Raw genomic sequence first — 19,200 nt, 5'->3', positions numbered from 1 at the left:
GCACCTTAGCGGGTGCCGTTACTTTATCAATGCATTTCTCAATCTAGTCCTGCCTGTTTCTCAGGAATGACGTTTACGAATAACAACAATAAGACCAAAGCTATCAAAAAACTGGTCATCACTCTGGAAGAATAAGGTTTTGTATGGCAACTCCTCGTTTTTTAGTCGGCATTGACTTAGGTACAACCAATACGGTTGTCGCTTACTGTGAAATCAACGACGACCTACAACATGCTCCCGTTTCTCTTTTCGATATTGACCAACTCATCGGCCCCGGTGAAGTGGTTCGCAAGCCCTTACTCCCATCCTTTCGTTACCACCCAGCACAAGGTCAAATATCCCCTTCTGACCTGACAATGCCGTGGGAACCAAGCCCCGTTGAAGGCGATATTAAGAACGTTATCGTCGGTGAATGGGCACGTGAATTAGGCGCTAAGGTTGAAGGCCGCCAAGTATCGAGTGCTAAGAGTTGGCTGTCACACCAAGCGGTGGATCGTAACTCCGACATTCTGCCTTGGGCAGGCGCAGCAGATGTCGATAAAGTCTCGCCAGTTGTGGCGAGTGCAAGCTACCTCAACCACATTCGCCAAGCATGGAACTACCGTAACCCGAGCAACAAGCTTGAAGACCAAGATGTTGTGGTTACCGTTCCTGCTTCCTTCGATGAGACAGCACGCAAGCTAACACTCGAAGCGGCAGTACTTGCTGGCTTAGGTAAGATTCTATTACTCGAAGAGCCGCAAGCCGTTTGTTATGACTGGTATGCCCGTCATCAACAAACCGCAGCCGATGAACTTCAACAGATCCCGCTGATTCTAGTGTGTGATGTCGGCGGTGGTACCACCGATTTAAGTTTGATCGAAGCAAGCTTCAACTCAAACAATGGCGATGACCAAGAACTCGCACTCGACCGTATCGGCGTTGGCGAGCACTTAATGCTCGGTGGTGATAACCTAGATTTAGCCCTTGCCCACCTTGCAGAGCAACGCTTCAATCAAAACAAAAAGCTGAATGCTTCGAGCCTAACCAAACTGATTCAACAGACTCGCGCCGCAAAAGAGAGCCTGCTTTCTGCTAACGCGCCAGACGATGTGAAGATCACCATGCTGGGCAGCGGTTCAAAGCTACTTGGCGGTACCAAGAGTATTGGTTTAACCAAACAAGAAGTTCATCAGATTGCACTGGAAGGTTTCTTCCCGCTTTCTGAGTTTACGGAAGTACCCGACAAACGCCGCAGCGCGGTGGTAGAGTTCGGCCTACCCTACGCAGCAGATCCTGCGGTAAGTAAGCACGTTGCCGAATTCCTAGCGACACATCAGCAAGTATCTAAAGCCGCATTGGAAAAGTCAGACTCTGTTGAGTTTGATGATACCAAACCTGCAATTCCAGTTGGCGTGCTGCTCAATGGTGGTGTGTTTAACAGTGAACTGGTAACAGAGCGAATTACTCAGCTACTGGGCAACTGGAACGGTTCTCCTATCACAGTGCTTGATAACCCTCATCCAGATTGGTCTGTTGCCCTTGGCGCGGTTGCCTTTGGTAAAGCACGCCGCGGTGCACAGCTGAAAATCGGTGGCGGTGCTGCCCGTTCTTACTTCTTGCATCTGCAAGAGAAAAACAAGATGGGTAAAGCGCTTTGTCTGCTTGCCAAAGGAACCGAAGAAGGCCAAGAGATACGCTTGAACAGCCGTCGTTTCTCGCTGACTTTAGGCGAGCCAGTACGATTTAATCTTCTGACTTCAACACACGATCAAATTGCTCATGACACCGCCATTCAAAACGGTGTGATGGTCAATGTGGATGCCGACTTGTTCTCCCCTCTCCCACCGTATATTTCTACGCTGGAAGGCTCAGGTACTGCAGAACTTCAAGCCAACCAAAAAGAGCGTGTTGAAGTACTGCTCGCTTGTCAGTTAACCGAAGTCGGCACATTGAAAATGGAGTGTGTGAGTATAGAAGATGACTCTAAGCGTTGGTTGCTTGAGTTTGAAGTAAGAAACAAGCAAGGCGATGAATCTGATACCTCCGCGCTTCACCCAAGATTGGAAGAGTGTAAGGAGTTGATTTCTCGCCTGTACAGCGGCAACAAGAAGAGTGCTGAATCGAAAGAGATCAAAACACTATCGAAAGATCTTGAGAAGCGACTAGGTAAACGCGATGAATGGGACTTCACGACCCTTCGTCATCTATTTGATACCTTCTCATTAGGTCGTAAACGCCGCCGTCGTTCAGAAGCACACGAGAAGAACTGGCTGCGTTTGGCGGGTTACTCGCTGCGTCCAGGCTTTGGCGATCCGACTGACTCATGGCGTATCGAACAAATTTGGGGCCTTTACCAACAAAACATTCAATTCCAGAACCACCAAGGTTGGACGGACTGGTGGGTATTCTGGCGTCGTGTTGCCGGTGGATTAAACCAAGAGCAGCAAGAGAGTATCTTGGCTGACATCGCTAAATACCTTCATCCAGGGGCAATGAAAAACCCTAAGACAGCCAAAGATGCACAAGACAATGGCTATGAAGCCATGGTTCGTTTAGCGGCATCACTTGAGCAACTTGAAGTGGAAGACAAAGTTCTGCTGGCAAGTTGGTTCTTAAACAAAGCGATCAACCATAACCAATTTGAACAAGCGCACTGGTGGGCTCTGGGTCGATTGGCTTCAAGAACACCTTTGTATGGTAGCCAACACAGCGTGATTCCTAGAGAACAAGCTGAACAGTGGTTGCCGAAACTACTTGAGCAGAACTGGCATAAAGAGCAGATGATTGCCTTTGCAGCGGTGATGATTTGTCGAAAAACCGGTGACCGTCAGTTTGATATCTCTGACGACTATCGCAATCAAGTTATTGAGAAGCTTAAGCAAAGCAAGGTACCTGACTCATGGTTAACACTAGTGAGTGAAGTGACTGAGCTTTCTGAGAGTGAATCTAAGCGTGTGTTTGGTGATGCGTTACCAAGCGGATTAAGCCTAATCAATAACTAGGTTTGAAAACGATTAGCTTTCGTTGCTAATGGTAAAGAAGCTAGCAAGAAAAGAAAAAGCCACTTTCGATTCGTTGAAAGTGGCTTTTTTATTGGTGGCTTAAGGCTGGTATGTGTAATCGACTTATAGCTTTTTGGTTAAGAGCCTTAGCCGTGTTGCAGTTCATCATTGTTAATGTTTGGTTCCAGTTGGGTTGATAGGAAAATCCGTATTTTCATAAATGTCAGATAGTTTTTTCGGTTTATTCTCTTTTGCTCCTTTGTTCGATTGATTATGAGTTTCGCTTAAAAGCCATTCCTCATGCATTTTTGCTGAATCCAAAAACTCTGGATCCTCCATTGCTTCCTTGCGAAGTTTATTTACACGTTCGAGAGTATCCCAAATCATAATACTTCACCTCCACTAAGGCAGTAATATAAAGATAGCTCAACCCCATTAAACTTCAACTAACCCAATGAGATAGCGATCTCAATTTCGTAATTCACTCGCTTTAAATGAGTGGATATGGTCACCTTTAGTTGGGCTCAAATAGTGGGTCTTTCCCCATGATCTTCGAAGATCATTAGGCACAAAAAAAGCGAGCTCGATGCTCGCTTTTTGTTTATCTATCTGTTGCTCGGATTACCAGCACTAGCTCGATTAAATCACACCGAGGTTAAGCACGGTTACCAATTTTCACCTTGCCATTGGTAGCAAACCAAAGGGCTTCTGAACGACGACGACCGATTAGAATCGGGCCATCATCGTAGAACAAGAAGTTCTTCCAATGCTTCTTGAAAATCGCCCATTTGGTTTCAAGAACATTGTACTTTTCGTAACAAAAATAAACAGTTACGTCATCTTGCCAATCAATAAAGTTAAGAATCTCTTCTGGCATTTCAGGCTCATCCGCTTCCCAATGCGCCATCCAACTGATCTCTTCATTCCAGTTCGATGCTTTGCTTGGCCAGTCTTGCGAGCTCAGTCGTTCTGCGTCTGGGCTTTGAGGGCTCACGTTCTCTTTCCAGAACTGAGATGCTCTCGCCTGTGTCATTGGCTTAATCTTTTCCAAGTCCTCTGCCGGAAGCGGCATTGACTGGTGTGTGAAAATCCATTTTCTTTGGTATTCGTCCAAAGTTGTGTATGACATCAAAATTCCTCAAATATCTGCTCAGGCTGATGGATTTACCATGCCTATCTGTTCTTTTTGATGCAGCGGCGATTAGCAAAGCTTGATATACGCTGCGTCTAAATTTTGTTTACGTTTAAAAGCTATTTGCCTTTAACTAGTACTACGTCTTAGCAATATTGCCGCTAAATAACGCGTCTATCTTCCCAATTTGGGTTAACTAATGCTGTCAGTATATGGTCTTCCCATTTACCGTTAATCTGTAGGTAGTCTTTAGCAAAACCTTCTCGGACAAAACCAAGATGTTCTAATACGCCAGCACTGCGTTCGTTGTGAGGCATGTAGCCCGCCATTAAGCGGTGCATGTTCTGCACATCAAACATGTAGTCTTTGGCCATGTTCAAACCTCTGCGCATGTAACCGTGGCCCTGTGCACTTTGCGCCAATGAGTAACCGACATTACAAGCGTAGAACGGGAAACGAGACAAATTACTGAACGATATGGTGCCTAACATTTCATTAGAGTCAGCGTTAATCAGTAAACAGTAATAGCCTAGCCCCATTTTATGAAGCTCGTTTAACTTGATCAGTCGCTGCGCCCAACTCGCTCTATCAAAGAACGCGTCTTCGCGAATCGGTTCCCAAGGTTTCAGATACTCTCTGTTAACCTGAAAGTACTCGCTGATCATGCCAGCATCATCGATTTCAGCCGTGCGTAGAATCAGATTACCATCATGCTTATAAATGCGCTCTGGTGTACTCAAATCTTCCATAATCTTGTTCTTATTCGATCAGTTCTTTCTGATACCGTAATCACGAAGCTTATTCGCAATTGAGGTATGAGATACATTCAAACGTTTTGCTAGCTTACGGCTTGATGGGAAAGACTGATAAAGCTTCTCTAGAATCTGAGATTCATAGTCTTTCATGATTTCATCGAGCGAGCCGTCTAAGCTCAGGTTCGCCATTCCAGCCGTCATTGTTTCAAGCTGTGGCAAATGGAATTGCTCAACCGTTAGTGTGTCTGAATCTAGCTCTGTTAGTGCACGTAGAACCATGTTGTCTAACTGGCGAATGTTGCCCGGCCATTGGTAATTACCAAGCTGGTCGATCAGCTCTTGAGTCAGTTTTGGTTTTAACATACCTAACTGCTGCGCGTACTTTGCAACGAACAGTTCCAACAGTGGCGCTACGTCGTTTGAGCGTTCACGCAATGCAGGGATAGACAGAGTCAGTACATTCAAGCGGTAAAACAAATCTTCACGGAACGAACCCGAGTCGGCTAATTCAGAAAGACGGTGGCGCGTTGATGCAATAATACGAACATCCGCGTGCATCTCTTCTTCTTCACCAACACGACGGAATGAACCATCTTGTAGGAAACGCAGCAGCTTGATTTGAAGATGCGGGCTCATCTCGCCAATTTCATCTAAAAATACCGTACCGCCATTCGCTTGCTCGAAAATGCCTTTATGACCTTGCTCATGGTTGAATGAACCCGGCGCATGACCAAACAATTCCGTTTCCGCTACGTCATCAGGCATCGATGCACAGCTTAGAATCAAGAATGGGAAAGACGATCGATTTGAACGGTTATGACACGCTTTCGCCAGCATCTCTTTACCCGTACCTGTATCGCCTTCAATTAATAGAGGCTGATCCAGCATAGCCAATTTCTTAGCTTGGCTGATCAAGGCTTTATGGCGATTAGAGACACCAACAAAGTGTTCAAAACCCAGGTTGTTCTGTTCTGGGATTGAATCTGGCGAGTTCATCTCTTGATTACAAGAACGAATCGTCATTACTGCGCTTGCCAGTACCGCTTCGTTGACATCACCACCAAGGTAAATCGGCAGGATCTCAATAGAGAAATCTAAGCCATCCAACACGACAACTTCACGATGGCGCGTTACATCGCCTTCGATCCAACGAGCAAAGTTAAAACTAGGAACAAACGTCGCGAGCGGTTCACCGATGACTTCATCTTCTTGTTTGTTGAAGAGGCTCAATGCGGCGTGGTTAGCCATATCGACTGAGCCTTTAAGGTCAATCGCAATAACAGGATCAGGTAGGTTTGCCAGCAGAGCAATCAGCTCTGTGTTATGCCTTTCGCTTGGCATAAATTGGATTTTACGTACATCCTTCACACCTGAAATTCGGCGAATTTCAGCCATAAGTTCACTAAAAGCATCAAAATCAATATCAGGGCAGTTTAGATAAATAATACCTTTAACATCAATTTCGATTCCTCTTAAATCAATGCTTTTTGAGGCCAAGATATCGAGCAACTCACGCGTTAAGCCGAGTCTGTCTTCACACAATACTTCAAGACGCACAAATAGTCCTATTATAGGTGTCAGGATAAGTTGACAGTAGTGTGGATTAAGCTCTGAGTTCAGTCAAGAAGAAGAGTAAACATATGTTTACTCTTCTTCTCAAACTATTGAGCTTCAAATGCTTTATTTAAGAGTGATACGCTTTATTTCAGAAAGGACGGCTTTGCGGAGGTCTGCCAGTTTTACTTTTCGTTCGTTATGCCAAGGCATAGGACGCAGCAATGTCATGGCTTTTAAGCCCAGTCTTGCAGTAAGGATACCGACACCTAGCCCCTGCCCTGCTCGAGCTGAGACTTTGCCTGCAAGATCCATCGAGACGAGATCCATACTTGCATCAATCGCGAGCTCACTTGCTCCTGCAGCGGCCATGTTGATTAACACCAGTTTAAATAGCTTAATGCGAGACCAGTAGCCAAGCTCAATGCCATACACATCAGCAAGCTTGTCTATCATGGTGAAATTTCGCCAAGCCACCAACAACATATCAGCCGCCGCCAATGGACTCACCGCGACCAAAGCCGCCGATTCGGTCGAAAACTTAGTGACGATTTGAGTCGCTACTTTGTCTTGTTGACTCACGACTAACGCATCGTACATATCCAACACTTCTGCATCACTGTGTGCAGGGTTAATGCTGTTTCGCCACTTATCGTACGAAGGAGACTCAGCGATAATGCCGCCTTGCTTGGCGATGTTTTCACAGAACGCTTTGCCCTTGCCGACACTTTGACTTTGGAGTAGCTCTTCACTCTGCTCTTGCACACTAAAGTGATCTTTAAGTGAACGCAGTTTCCACAGCTCTTTGCCTATTGCGCCTAAACCCAATGAAGCAATGGCAGCAATAAAGCCTGCCCAACCTAACGCAAGCCAATCAGCAGTTTGAATTGCGGTAATGACCGAATCAATTGCTTGCCATCCAACTAGGCCAGAAAAAGCGACCAATAAACCCGTTCCAAACCACTTCTTCTTTTTGCTCGGTCGAATCACTTGTTCCAATTGCTGCTCAGCTTCACCATCAAGTTCGGCTTCCACTTGCGGTGCGACAGGGACAAATTTCTCTTGCTCTGTGAACAGTTGTTGAGCACCTAAATCCGGGCCAACGTCGGTCTTGTCTTGCTCATCAAAAGAGGTCTTCAACGGTTCATTAAAGACCTGCTTTGTTTTTAATTCACTCATTTTGATTGCCTCAATTACTTCAACTTGTCGCCAATGAGATACTCTAAAACCTTGTCGACTCTTAGATGTTGGCAAGGCTCATCGGAATGTTGCTCCATCGGTCTAAAGCTCGTGAAATCAAACTGGTTGGTTTCCCAATACTGTTTGTTGGGCAACTTACGCGGCACCTCTCCCGGATACATGGTTTGAGGGACATTATCCAAAGTCACACCTTGCAACGCCGGAACATTGTCTGAGCCCGACGAGATATAACCCGCGCTGGTCGCTTGAATAGACGCAATGCTCATGCAACTCATGTCGATGTGTTCAAACGCCGCCTGTTGCCAAGCCGGATGTACCATCTGTTGTAACAGCGATACCAAGTTTGGATGTTGATCCGGTGTCACGTGGTCAGCTTTAGTGGCTGCAAACAAGATCTTGTCGATCTTCGGCGCGAATAAACGTCTTAAGATATTGCTTCGACCGTACTTAAAGCTCTTAAGTAACTGTTCTAACGCGCCACGCATGTCCATGAAAGAGTCATAGCCCGCATTAAGTGGCTGTAAGCAATCCACTAGCACGATTTGTCTGTCGAACGTCGCGAAGTGATTCTTGTAGAACGCTTTGACGACCTTCTGTTGATACTCTTCATAACGCGCTTTAAGTACCGCATAGTTACTTGTTTTTGAGAACTTACCCTCAGGTGCGATGCACGGGAAGAATTGCAACACAGGCGCGCCTTCAAGCTCACCGGGTAATACGAATCGACCCGGTTGTACCCAATGCAGCCCGTTACTTTTACAAGTATGAAGGTACTGAGTGTAGCTATCGGCAATCGCGACCAGTTTCTTTTCGTCCGCTTCTGCTAGCAAATCGATATCACCACGCATTACGTTCCACTGTTGCGAGTAAGTTTCTCTGTCGCCTTTCAATGCGGCAAACTGAGATTGGCTCCAGGTATCGAAGTCCATATCCAGTAACGGCAAATCAAGCAGCCATTCACCTGGATAATCGACAATATCGAGATAAAGGGTGCTGTTTTTACTCAGTAGCTTTTTCGCGCCCTTCGCAGGCTTATATTTGATTGCTAGACGAATCTCACTGACATCACGCGTTGGCACTGGCCATTCTGGTGGCTGTGCATTCAACGACTCCATCGCTTCATCATAAGAGAAGCGTGGAATCATCATGTTGTGTTGCGGGATACGCTTTGCGCCAATAATTCTTCCATCTCTCGCCGATGCAAGCAGTGGCAAGTTTTTGTGGGTAGACGTATGAAGAAGCTGATTAACCAGCGAAGTAATGAATGCTGTCTTACCCGCACGAGAGAGCCCCGTGACCGCTACTCGAATATGAGAATCCGTTCCTCTGCTTATAAAGTCACTCATTTCTTGAGTTAGGTGTTTCATTTGAACGACTCCGTGATAGTTAGGCTAGCTGGTTATGATAATAGAAAGGCAAGCCTATGTTCTTTCCCCGTTGGGATAGTTTGTATGCTTTTGCTTATGTTGATGAGTATGCAATACACATTCTTAATGCTAGATGAATAAAAGCCCCTGACTACATTCATAATCAGGGGCTTTAGAATTTTTGCACGATATCCGACGTCTAATCGTCTTCAATCAACTTGTAGATAACAAACAGTGCAATCTCTGCAATTAGCCAAAGCGCACATGTAATCGTCACGTATTTATTATCAAAGATACTGATCCCTTTCAAGATCAGGTCGTAGCCAACAAAAGCACCAATCACCACTGCCAAGATAATCTGTAGGATCTGAATAAAACGAGGCATTCCTCTCTCCTATGTTCTTATATCAAACTATGTGTTTATCACTATATCATTGATAATAAGACAAAAGTGCAGATAATGCTGCACTTTTGTCTTTAACTTTCTGTCAAAAATTGCAATTCAAACGCTGAAGTTAGCGACAATTACGATTTTTTGGCGTCGATTAATTACGCTTTCTCAGCTTCAGCAATCTTCACTTTCCACGTGTCAGGGCCGATCTGGTGTGCGTTCACGCCGCTAGAGTCAACCGCTACCGTTACAGGCATATCTTCAACTTCAAACTCGTAAATCGCTTCCATACCGAGATCTTCAAACGCAACAACGCGTGCTTTTTTAATTGCTTTTGCGACTAAATAAGCTGCACCACCAACCGCCATTAGGTAAACCGCTTTGTGCTCTTTGATTGATTCAACCGTTGCAGGGCCACGTTCCGCTTTACCGATCATGCCCATAATGCCAGTTTCGTTCAGCATCATGTCAGTGAACTTATCCATACGTGTTGAAGTTGTTGGGCCCGCAGGACCTACCGCTTCATCACCTACAGCATCAACAGGACCCACGTAGTAAATGAACTTGCCTTTGAAATCAACGCCGGCTGGTAAGCCTTCGCCGCTTTCTAGCATGCCTTGAATACGTTTATGAGCAGCATCACGACCGGTTAAGATCTTACCTGACAGAAGAACCGTTTCGCCGGTCTTCCACTCTTGTACGTCTTCTTTAGTCACTTCATCAAGGTTAACACGACGTGTATTTGCGCCCGCTTCCCAAGTGATGTCTGGCCACTCTTCTAACTTAGGTGGCGTTAGCTCTGCTGGGCCGCTGCCATCTAGTGTGAAGTGAACGTGACGCGTTGCTGCACAGTTCGGGATTAAGCAAACTGGCTTAGATGCTGCGTGTGTTGGTGCTGTTTTGATTTTTACGTCAACCACAGTCGTTAGACCGCCAAGACCTTGTGCACCAATACCTAGCTTGTTTACACGGTTGAAGATGTCTAGGCGAAGCTCTTCTTCTGCGTTCTCAGGGCCTTTTTCGATAAGCTCTTGAATATCGATGTGTTCCATCAAAGATTCTTTCGCTAGTACCGCTGCTTTCTCAGCCGTACCGCCAATGCCTATACCTAGCATACCCGGTGGACACCAGCCTGCACCCATTGTTGGCAGCGTCTTCTCTACCCATTCTGCAATATCATCAGAAGGGTTCAACATAACCATCTTGGTTTTGTTCTCAGAACCGCCGCCCTTAGCCGCGATTTGAATTTCAACTTTGTTGCCTGGAATCATATTAATGTGGACAACCGCTGGTGTGTTGTCTTTGGTATTAATACGCTTACCTGCAGGGTCCATTAGGACAGATGCACGCAATGGGTTATCTGGGTTGTTGTAAGCTTGACGAACGCCTTCATCAACCATCTGTTGTACTGTTTGATCCGTTTCCCACCTAACATCCATACCGATGTTCACGAAACAAGTAACAATACCCGTATCCTGACAAATTGGACGATGGCCTTCCGCAGACATGCGCGAGTTGATAAGAATCTGAGCGATCGCATCTTTAGCTGCTTGGCTCTCTTCTTTCTCGTACGCTTTTTCTAGGGCTTGGACAAAGTCTAAAGGGTGATAATAAGAAATGTACTGAAGTGCGTCAGCGACACTGCTGATCACATCTTGCTTACGAATAACCGTCATTGCATGCCTCTTTATTGTTCTGGTTCCATGTGGGTTCACAGTTTGACTATATATGCCAAATCGAATTAGGTGGTTTAGCTTTTTATTGTGTTGAGCTGTATTTAGTTGCTTTAGCAATCGCTTGCATAGCTTTAAACTAAACCACTTGGATTACTCCGTTCTAATCAAGAACCCATTTTATTTTCAATTTATGATACTCTTGCTTCCTCTCACACGCCATGCAGTGATCGAACTCTTTGTCACAAATTAAACAAATGAATAACAACGAATTTCGCTCTATCCAAATCAAGCCGCTTGAATATCAATCAACTTTAGCTAAACAGCTGTTTTCCCATATTGAAAACCTGCCGTGGGCAATGCTATTACGCTCCGCTTCAGAAAGCCACGTTGATAGTCGATACGATATTTTAGTTGCTCAACCCATCGCCACCTTCGAGACAATCGGTGCAGAAACGACCGTTAATGTTAATGAGACGTGCGAGGTTTCAGACTCTGATCCTTTCGAACTACTCGACCAATATCAGCAACAATTATTGCCTGCGACTAAAGAGCACACTCAGTTGCCATTCGTTGGCGGCGCTTTAGGCTATTTTAGCTATGATTTAGGGCGCAGAGTCGAGACACTTCCATCACTCGCAAAGCGTGATATTGAAGCACCTGACATGGCAGTTGGCTTGTATGAATGGGCTGTTATCGTTGACCACCAATTGAAAACGGCGTGTATTGTCGGTAGCAATATCGATGAACATCATGATTGGCTAATGCAGCAGATGGCTCAATCACACCTATCACATGCGCCCTTTGGGTTAACCACACCGTGGCAATCCAATATGAGCGAAGAGAGCTACGCCACTAAGTTCGATAGTGTTCAAGAGTACCTGTTATCCGGGGACTGCTATCAGATTAACTTAGCTCAGCGCTTCAATGCCCAATACCAAGGTAGTGAATGGCTGGCTTATGACAAGTTAGAACAGTACAACTCAGCGCCCTTTTCGGGTTTTATCCGTTTGGCCGACTGCGCAATCATCAGTGTTTCGCCAGAGCGTTTCTTAGAACTCAAAGACAACGTCATTGAAACCAAGCCAATCAAAGGCACACGACCTCGTTCTGAGGACCCGATGATTGATAATGCCAACGCGCAAGACCTAGCAAGCGCCGATAAAGATCAGGCGGAAAACTTGATGATCGTCGACCTACTTCGTAATGACATTGGCCGAGTAGCAAAACCGGGCACAGTGCATGTACCAAAGCTCTTCGATATTGAAAGCTTCCCTGCCGTGCACCACTTAGTGAGCACGATACGAGCGGACCTTGATGACCAATACTCTGCAACTGACCTTCTGAGAGCCTGTTTCCCTGGAGGATCGATTACTGGCGCACCAAAAGTTCGCGCGATGCAGATCATTGAAGAGTTAGAACCGCATCGACGTTCAGCGTACTGCGGCAGTATTGGCTACATCAGCCGAAATGGCAGAATGGATACCAGTATTACCATTCGTACATTAGTCGCCGAGAACAACACGCTTTATGCTTGGGCTGGCGGTGGTGTGGTATTTGATAGTGATTGTGCTTCTGAATACCAAGAAACACTGGATAAGCTGAGTCGAATTCTACCGGTACTTGAAGATTGCTAAACCTAGTGTCATTAACTGCGAGTTCCGCGACTTAATGACGAGTTCCGTAGCTTAACGGCTAGCAAAAGTTCGATATAAAAAGAAACCGAAGGATCGTAAGATCACTTCGGTTTTTTAGTCTGTAAGTTAGAGTACATAACTCACAACGCTTTATTCGCGTGTTTAAGCGACCTTCACCGCAGAGACACCCCACTTCTTAAGCATCTCTTTCAGATCGTTGGCGGTGTAAGGTTTACTCAAAATGTCATCCATCCCACACTGAATACAACGTTCGCGTTCTTCAAGTGTCGTTCCGGCGGTCAGAGCCACAATAGATTTAACGTAACCCTTCTCTCTTAGCTTCTCTGTTGCTTCAAACCCGTCCATAACAGGCATTCTGCAATCCATGAATACAATATCGTATTCATTGTCTGACGCGAGTTCAAACCCTTCGACACCATTGCTTGCGATAGCTGGTTCAATCTCATGTTTACGAAGCATTTGCTGGATGATGATCTGGTTCATCTTAATATCATCAACCACCAGCACTTTAAGTAGTGACAATTCCGCTTCAGACTCAAAGCCCTTGGCGACACTATCACTCTCTGCCGGAACATCGACAACTTGAAGAGGAATCGAGATGGTAAAGGTCGTGCCTGAGCCAACAACACTGGTCACCCCAATATCGCCATTCATCAGAGCCACCAGTTTGCGACAAATCGCTAAGCCAAGCCCGGTGCCCTCATAGTTTCGGCTACTTGAGTTATCTGCCTGTGTAAAAGGTTCAAATAGCGTCTTATGTGCTGATTCAGCAATTCCGACTCCGGTATCTTCTACAGAGAAAACAAATTGGTTTTTGTCCCACTCAATATCAACATTCACATGCCCTTCTTCTGTAAATTTAATCGCATTACCTATTAAGTTCACAAACAGTTGTGTGATGCGCTCTAAATCGCCTTGGAAATGGGAGGGAACGTTTGACGTAACACTGATATTGAATTCGAGCTGCTTCTCAATTGCTCGATTGACGAAGATGCTTTCAATCGTGTTTCTCAAATCACGTAGGGCAAATTTCTTTGGAATAAGCTCCAACATCCCTGCATTGATTTTGCTGTAATCCAATAGATCATTAATGATGGTTCGGAGAAACTCTCCAGATTGGCTCAGGTTGTTCACTATCTCACGCTGAGAGCTATTCAGTTCGGTATCACTGATCAACTCGGCACTGCCTAGTAAGCCATTAAGTGGAGTTCTTAACTCATGATTAATCATGGCCACAAAGTCACGCGTTGCCCTTTCGGACTCTTCCGCTCGTTTACGTGATTCAATATTTCGGTTGATTGCTAGTTGATGGGTTAAGGCACTGCAGATAAGGTCCGTGACCAACAACAGTTGGCTTTGGATAAACTCGTAGTCTTGGTCTAACAATCTGACTCTGACGATTAACGCACCAACTATGACTTTTTCAACCTCTAAGGGCACGGTCAGTAGGTTGTCTTGCCAATGAGGCGCTTGAATGTCTTGCTCTAACACCTCGACAGTCTCATCGCCATAATCATAGGTCTGTAACTGAGGGATGAGCTTGGGAGGTAGAATCAAACGACTGGCTTCGATTAAGTAACTGTTAGTCACGTTGGTCGTTAGTTCAGATAGCATGACATCATCGAGATCATTTCTTAGAAACGCGCGCCCAAAATCAATCAACAGGTTGTCGATTTGTTCTTGGAATTCAATGCGGCGTATATTCGCGTTGGAGCGCTTTTCTAACTGACGCAAAGCAAGCTCAAGTTGTTGGTTAGCCTCGAACAGTTCGAGGCTCTTCTGTTCCAACAATCCTTCAGCCGCTTTTCTTGCCGCGATTTGACGCTTAAGCTTCTTCTCTAGGGCTGATGCCAGATCCATATTACTTTTCTACTTTGAGATTAAACCTAACCACGCTTTGGTCATCATTTTGTGGCGTCATCTCCACCGCGATAGATTCACCGTGGTATTCAGCGCATCCTTCTATAAGTCCTAAGCAAACATGAGACATACACCTTGCGCTTTTGTAGTCAAAAACAAGTTGTGCTTCGGTCGTGGTGATAAAACTGAATTCAGGTGGCTCAGCATCTGGATAAAGCTTCTTCACTTCAACGTGAATGTAGCGCTCTACGTGCTGAATAAATTGAAAGGTGGTATTGCTGTGAGCAAGGCTCGCTTTATTCGGCAATGAGGCTAATAAGTTCTTAAATACGGACTGCCCGAAAACGCGTTGCAAGCTTGCTGCATCTATATCGGTTTTTTTGCTCAGATTAATGATGAGTTTAACCAGATCTTTGTGGTCGTAACTTCCGACAGATGTGTAGATCCCTTCATCTTCTGACATCTCTAGAACTTCTTCCAAAAGCTCTAACCCAAACTTGTCTTCAACAAGCTCTAAAAATTCGGTGAATATGATTCCTTTCATCTCATACCTTTTCTTCTATTTCTTTTTAGAATGGTTCACTAAGTCATTGTTATCAAATTCTTAAACGAAAAATCTACGCTTCGTAACCCAATTTTATGACATGGGTAACGCTTACTCGCAGATGTGTACATATTGAATATAGCAAAAACCAGCATTTTAAGGATGTCAGTCACTACGTGGCCCTTAATTACGCCTAGTTAATCGCTAAACTAAAAGTAAGTAAATGAAGACACACTCAAAATTGGTAATCAGCCCACGGTTATGTCTATACTTAAAATCATAATAATCAATATATTGGCTTGATATGAATAAAGAAAACTTCCTTCAGCAATTCCAACTTAACCCTACCGTTGGCTATCACCCAGAGTCAGTAGAGCGTGTTTCGCACATCAGTGGCGAGCAATTACGTAAAGCGGCAGTGGTGGTAGGTTTAGTTGAAAGAGAAGATGGTTTACATGTAATTTTTACTAAAAGAGCGGCTCATTTAAAGCATCACCCCGGCCAAGTCAGCTTTCCTGGTGGTAAACACGAACTTTCTGACCCTTCTATGCAATTCACTGCACTCAGAGAGCTCCATGAGGAGGTGGGAATTCGATCGGATCAAGTTAAAATTGTTGGGCAATTACCCGCATTGAGTACTATTAGTAAATTTTCTGTGACGCCGATTGTTGCCATGGTCGATCCTGACTATAAAGCCATCATTGATGAGAACGAAGTTGCCTCAATTTTTGAGGTGCCCGCTACCTATGTTTTAGACCAAGCCAAGTTACACAGCCACACTGTTAACTTTAAACAAATCAAGCATCGTGTTTTTGCGATGCCCTTCCAAGAGCACCTAATTTGGGGCGTTACGGCGCAAATCATCCAATCATTGCAGCAACATGTAGTGCAACGAATTACATAGCAACTACGTTTTGTTTAATCTCTGTTAACAAAATCCAGACTTTCTATGGAACAGATTTATTAATGCAATTTTACGCAAACGTTTCCCTGGTATAAATCTATACAACCCCGCCTTTCGCATAAATAAAACTAATACCAAGCATAAACATAAATCACCTGTGGCACGCTATTTTCGTGATCAAAAATCCGTTTTTCGCATATCATGTGACACGCCGTTTCATTACATGATTTAGATCTATTTTTTGCAGAAGAAAATTCTGCAGAATTAGCCCCGACTTATTTCCTGTTCCCAAAAAATGAGTAATTTAACATGAACACAACAACTTCTTCGGCAAATGCCGTTAAAGATTCAAGCAAGTTTAACTATAAAGATTTTACCTGGTGTTTATCACTATTCGGTACAGCAGTTGGTGCTGGCGTACTATTCCTTCCAATCAAAGCTGGTGCGGGTGGTTTTTGGCCATTAGTTATCCTAGCTCTAATTGCGGCACCAATGACTTGGTTCGCACACAAATCTCTAGCTCGTTTCGTACTGTCTGCAAAAAACCCTGAAGCTGACATTACAGATACAGTAGAAGAACACTTCGGTAAGACTGGCGCAAACCTTATTACTTTCGCTTACTTTTTCGCTATCTACCCAATCGTTCTGATTTACGGTGTTGGTATCACAAACACTGTTGATTCTTTCCTAGTAAACCAAATGGGTATGGAATCTATTCCTCGTCCTCTTCTTTCTGGTGCACTTATCCTTGCTATGACTACAGGTGTTGTATTCGGTAAAGATCTGATGCTGAAAGCGACTTCAGCAATGGTTTACCCACTAGTATTCATCCTACTAGCACTGTCTTTCTACCTAGTTCCAGATTGGAACACTTCAATGATGGAAGTAACACCTGAATGGTCAACAATGCCTTCTGTTATCTGGCTTGCAATTCCAATCATCGTGTTCTCTTTCAACCACAGCCCAATCATTTCACAGTTCTCTAAAGAGCAACGTCGTGTATACGGTGAAAACGCAGTTAAGAAAACTGACGCGATCACTGGCGGCGCAGCAATGATGCTGATGGGTTTTGTAATGTTCTTCGTATTCTCTGTAGTTCTTTCTCTATCTCCAGAGCAACTAGCAACAGCACAAGCACAGAACATCTCTGTTCTTTCTTACCTAGCAAACGTACATGAGTCTCCACTTATCTCTTACATGGGTCCTCTAGTAGCGTTCGCAGCGATTACTTCTAGCTACTTCGGTCACTTCCTAGGTGCTCACGAAGGTCTTGTTGGTCTAATCAAGTCTCGCTCTGGTTCTTCAATCTCTAAGATTGAAAAAGCATCTCTAGCGTTCATCGTTGTTACAACTTGGATTGTTGCGGTAGTTAACCCAAGTATCCTAGGTATGATTGAAACAATGGGTGCTCCAATGATTGCAGCTATCCTGTTCCTAATGCCTGTGTTTGCGATGCAGAAAGTACCAGCTATGGCTAAGTACAAAACTTCAGCACCTGTGCAAATCTTTACAGCTTTATGTGGTCTAGCGGCTATTAGTTCTGTAATCTACGGCGCTCTTTAATCTCAAGCCCTTTTTATAAGATGGCATCCATCTTATATCGCGAGATTAGACAAAAAATATAATGATAATAAATGAGCCTCCCGACTCCCCTTGGGAGGCTCTCTTTTTGAGGTAATCGCTATGATTAGTGTATTTGATATCTATAAAATCGGTGTTGGTCCATCGAGCTCACACACAGTTGGACCAATGAAAGCGGGTAAAGAATTTATTGATGACCTACGTTCAATGGGAAAATTGCGCGACATCACTAAAATCACCGTGGACGTATATGGATCACTATCACTGACAGGGAAAGGTCACCACACAGATATCGCAATCATCATGGGTCTTGCTGGCAATACTCCTGAGCGTGTTGATATCGATTCTATTGCTGGCTTCATTGCTCGCGTAGAAGAAACTGAGCGCCTTCCTGTTGGCATGCACTGTCATACAGTATCGTTCCCACGCGATGGCGGTATGAACTTCCACACTAGCAACCTTTCTCTACACGAGAACGGCATGAGCATTCATGCATGGGTTGGTGACGAAGTTGCATACTCAAAAACGTACTACTCAATTGGTGGCGGTTTCATCGTTGACGAAGAGAACTTCGGCAAAGAAGAAGAAAACCCAATCAAAGCACCTTACGAATTCACAACAGCTGAAGAGCTGGTTAATCAGTGCAAAGAAAGCGGTCTTTCTATCAGTACACTGGTTATGAAAAACCAAGCAGCGTTCCACTCAGACGAAGAGTCTCGCACTTACTTCGCTAACATCTGGAAAACTATGCGTGAGTGTATGGATCGCGGTATGAATACTGAAGGTATCCTGCCTGGTCCACTACGTGTTCCTCGCCGTGCAGCAGCACTTCGCCAACAGCTAATGACTTCAGAAAAAACAACCAATGATCCAATGTCGGTTGTTGACTGGGTAAACATGTTTGCTTTCGCAGTAAACGAAGAAAATGCAGCTGGCGGCCGTGTAGTAACGGCACCAACAAACGGCGCATGTGGCATCATCCCTGCTGTATTGGCTTACTACGATAAGTTCATCCAAACAGTGACAGAGAAAGATTACATCCGTTACTTCGCAGCTTCTGGCGCGATCGGTGGTCTTTACAAGCGTAACGCTTCAATCTCTGGTGCTGAAGTTGGCTGTCAGGGTGAAGTTGGTGTGGCATGCTCTATGGCTGCTGCTGGTCTTGCTGAGCTTATGGGTGGTAGCCCTGAGCAAGTATGTATGGCTGCAGAAATCGGCATGGAGCACAACCTAGGTCTAACATGTGACCCAGTTGCTGGCCAAGTACAAGTACCATGTATCGAGCGTAACGGTATTGCTGCAGTTAAAGCAATCAACTCGACTCGTATGGCGCTTCGTCGCTCTTCTGCTCCTACTGTTTCTCTAGATAAAGTTATCGAAACAATGCTAGAAACAGGTAAAGACATGAACGCTAAATACCGTGAGACTTCTCAAGGTGGTTTGGCTGTTAAGGTTGTTTGTTGATAGCCTTTGAATCAATCTGTTTTTAATCAGCAGATAATAAAAAGGAACGCCGATGCGTTCCTTTTTTGTATCTGAATTCCGGCCACTTATATCTAAGATGCTCGATTCGAATCTTAGATAATGGACCAAAGAA

At 44.7% G+C, this 19,200-nt stretch carries 15 protein-coding genes; 5 read left to right on the top strand and 10 right to left on the bottom strand.

What is annotated here, in order from left to right; all coding sequences use genetic code 11:
• The first annotated feature begins 143 nt into the window (after positions 1-143).
• Positions 144-2,984 (top strand): Hsp70 family protein, encoded by a 2,841-nt coding sequence (locus A136_RS09785; RefSeq protein WP_017065432.1) that lies wholly within the window; start codon positions 144-146, stop codon positions 2,982-2,984.
• A gap of 171 nt (positions 2,985-3,155) precedes the next feature.
• On the opposite strand, the gene A136_RS09780 is transcribed toward A136_RS09785, so the two are convergent.
• The 8 genes from A136_RS09780 to A136_RS09745 all read right to left on the bottom strand — a co-directional run bounded on the left by A136_RS09780 (position 3,156) and on the right by A136_RS09745 (position 11,059).
• Positions 3,156-3,371 carry a hypothetical protein gene (locus tag A136_RS09780; protein WP_017065431.1) on the bottom strand — a complete coding sequence of 72 codons (216 nt, stop codon included), beginning with the start codon at positions 3,369-3,371 and terminating at the stop codon, positions 3,156-3,158.
• Between the two features lie 268 nt (positions 3,372-3,639).
• Complete coding sequence (locus tag A136_RS09775) at positions 3,640-4,113, bottom strand: DUF2947 domain-containing protein (protein ID WP_017060433.1); 474 nt, start codon at positions 4,111-4,113, stop codon at positions 3,640-3,642.
• A gap of 164 nt (positions 4,114-4,277) precedes the next feature.
• A complete protein-coding gene (gene rimJ / locus A136_RS09770; protein ID WP_017065430.1) occupies positions 4,278-4,865 on the bottom strand; it encodes a ribosomal protein S5-alanine N-acetyltransferase in 588 nt (195 codons plus the stop codon).
• Between the two features lie 18 nt (positions 4,866-4,883).
• Entirely contained in the window at positions 4,884-6,428 is a 1,545-nt protein-coding gene (gene tyrR / locus A136_RS09765) for a transcriptional regulator TyrR (protein ID WP_017060431.1), read from the bottom strand.
• Positions 6,429-6,551: 123 nt separating this feature from the next.
• A complete protein-coding gene (locus A136_RS09760) occupies positions 6,552-7,604 on the bottom strand; it encodes a YcjF family protein (RefSeq protein WP_017065429.1) in 1,053 nt (350 codons plus the stop codon).
• Between the two features lie 14 nt (positions 7,605-7,618).
• The gene (locus A136_RS09755) at positions 7,619-8,992 is read right to left on the bottom strand and encodes a YcjX family protein (protein WP_017065428.1); all 1,374 of its coding nucleotides are present in this window, start codon (positions 8,990-8,992) and stop codon (positions 7,619-7,621) included.
• A gap of 199 nt (positions 8,993-9,191) precedes the next feature.
• The gene (locus A136_RS09750; RefSeq protein WP_004734731.1) at positions 9,192-9,377 is read right to left on the bottom strand and encodes a hypothetical protein; all 186 of its coding nucleotides are present in this window, start codon (positions 9,375-9,377) and stop codon (positions 9,192-9,194) included.
• A 164-nt stretch (positions 9,378-9,541) separates the two neighbouring features.
• Positions 9,542-11,059, bottom strand: coding sequence for a fumarate hydratase (locus A136_RS09745; protein WP_017065427.1), 1,518 nt, complete (start codon positions 11,057-11,059; stop codon positions 9,542-9,544).
• 254 nt (positions 11,060-11,313) lie between these two features.
• On the opposite strand from A136_RS09745, the gene pabB reads away from it, so the two are divergent.
• Positions 11,314-12,693, top strand: coding sequence for an aminodeoxychorismate synthase component I (gene pabB, locus A136_RS09740; protein ID WP_017065426.1), 1,380 nt, complete (start codon positions 11,314-11,316; stop codon positions 12,691-12,693).
• A 162-nt stretch (positions 12,694-12,855) separates the two neighbouring features.
• Here pabB and A136_RS09735 read toward each other — a convergent pair whose 3' ends face one another.
• Together A136_RS09735 and A136_RS09730 are read right to left on the bottom strand one after the other, a co-directional pair.
• Positions 12,856-14,574, bottom strand: coding sequence for an ATP-binding protein (locus tag A136_RS09735; protein ID WP_017065425.1), 1,719 nt, complete (start codon positions 14,572-14,574; stop codon positions 12,856-12,858).
• Position 14,575: 1 nt separating this feature from the next.
• The gene (locus A136_RS09730) at positions 14,576-15,118 is read right to left on the bottom strand and encodes a heme NO-binding domain-containing protein (RefSeq protein ID WP_017065424.1); all 543 of its coding nucleotides are present in this window, start codon (positions 15,116-15,118) and stop codon (positions 14,576-14,578) included.
• 304 nt (positions 15,119-15,422) lie between these two features.
• Between A136_RS09730 and A136_RS09725 the strand changes: the two genes are divergently transcribed.
• From A136_RS09725 to A136_RS09715, 3 genes are all read left to right on the top strand, one after another.
• Complete coding sequence (locus A136_RS09725) at positions 15,423-16,022, top strand: CoA pyrophosphatase (RefSeq protein ID WP_017065423.1); 600 nt, start codon at positions 15,423-15,425, stop codon at positions 16,020-16,022.
• Positions 16,023-16,331: 309 nt separating this feature from the next.
• Positions 16,332-17,585, top strand: coding sequence for an aromatic amino acid transport family protein (locus A136_RS09720; protein WP_017065422.1), 1,254 nt, complete (start codon positions 16,332-16,334; stop codon positions 17,583-17,585).
• Between the two features lie 120 nt (positions 17,586-17,705).
• Positions 17,706-19,067 carry an L-serine ammonia-lyase gene (locus A136_RS09715; RefSeq protein WP_017060420.1) on the top strand — a complete coding sequence of 454 codons (1,362 nt, stop codon included), beginning with the start codon at positions 17,706-17,708 and terminating at the stop codon, positions 19,065-19,067.
• Positions 19,068-19,200: the final 133 nt, after the last annotated feature.

Source organism: Vibrio crassostreae 9ZC13, from assembly GCF_000272045.2.
GTDB lineage: Bacteria > Pseudomonadota > Gammaproteobacteria > Enterobacterales > Vibrionaceae > Vibrio > Vibrio crassostreae_C.
The sequence above is the reverse complement of the archived record's forward strand: the minus strand, read 5'-3'. Positions and strand labels throughout refer to the sequence as shown.

Coding starts and splice junctions, on each gene's coding strand:
- A136_RS09780 (WP_017065431.1), bottom strand. CDS start 3,371: ATGATTTGGGATACTCTCGAACGTGTAAATAAACTTCGCAAGGAAGCA.
- A136_RS09715 (WP_017060420.1), top strand. CDS start 17,706: ATGATTAGTGTATTTGATATCTATAAAATCGGTGTTGGTCCATCGAGC.
- A136_RS09750 (WP_004734731.1), bottom strand. CDS start 9,377: ATGCCTCGTTTTATTCAGATCCTACAGATTATCTTGGCAGTGGTGATT.
- A136_RS09785 (WP_017065432.1), top strand. CDS start 144: ATGGCAACTCCTCGTTTTTTAGTCGGCATTGACTTAGGTACAACCAAT.
- A136_RS09755 (WP_017065428.1), bottom strand. CDS start 8,992: ATGAAACACCTAACTCAAGAAATGAGTGACTTTATAAGCAGAGGAACG.
- A136_RS09730 (WP_017065424.1), bottom strand. CDS start 15,118: ATGAAAGGAATCATATTCACCGAATTTTTAGAGCTTGTTGAAGACAAG.
- pabB (WP_017065426.1), top strand. CDS start 11,314: ATGAATAACAACGAATTTCGCTCTATCCAAATCAAGCCGCTTGAATAT.
- A136_RS09735 (WP_017065425.1), bottom strand. CDS start 14,574: ATGGATCTGGCATCAGCCCTAGAGAAGAAGCTTAAGCGTCAAATCGCG.
- A136_RS09760 (WP_017065429.1), bottom strand. CDS start 7,604: ATGAGTGAATTAAAAACAAAGCAGGTCTTTAATGAACCGTTGAAGACC.
- A136_RS09725 (WP_017065423.1), top strand. CDS start 15,423: ATGAATAAAGAAAACTTCCTTCAGCAATTCCAACTTAACCCTACCGTT.
- rimJ (WP_017065430.1), bottom strand. CDS start 4,865: ATGGAAGATTTGAGTACACCAGAGCGCATTTATAAGCATGATGGTAAT.
- A136_RS09745 (WP_017065427.1), bottom strand. CDS start 11,059: ATGACGGTTATTCGTAAGCAAGATGTGATCAGCAGTGTCGCTGACGCA.
- A136_RS09720 (WP_017065422.1), top strand. CDS start 16,332: ATGAACACAACAACTTCTTCGGCAAATGCCGTTAAAGATTCAAGCAAG.
- A136_RS09775 (WP_017060433.1), bottom strand. CDS start 4,113: ATGTCATACACAACTTTGGACGAATACCAAAGAAAATGGATTTTCACA.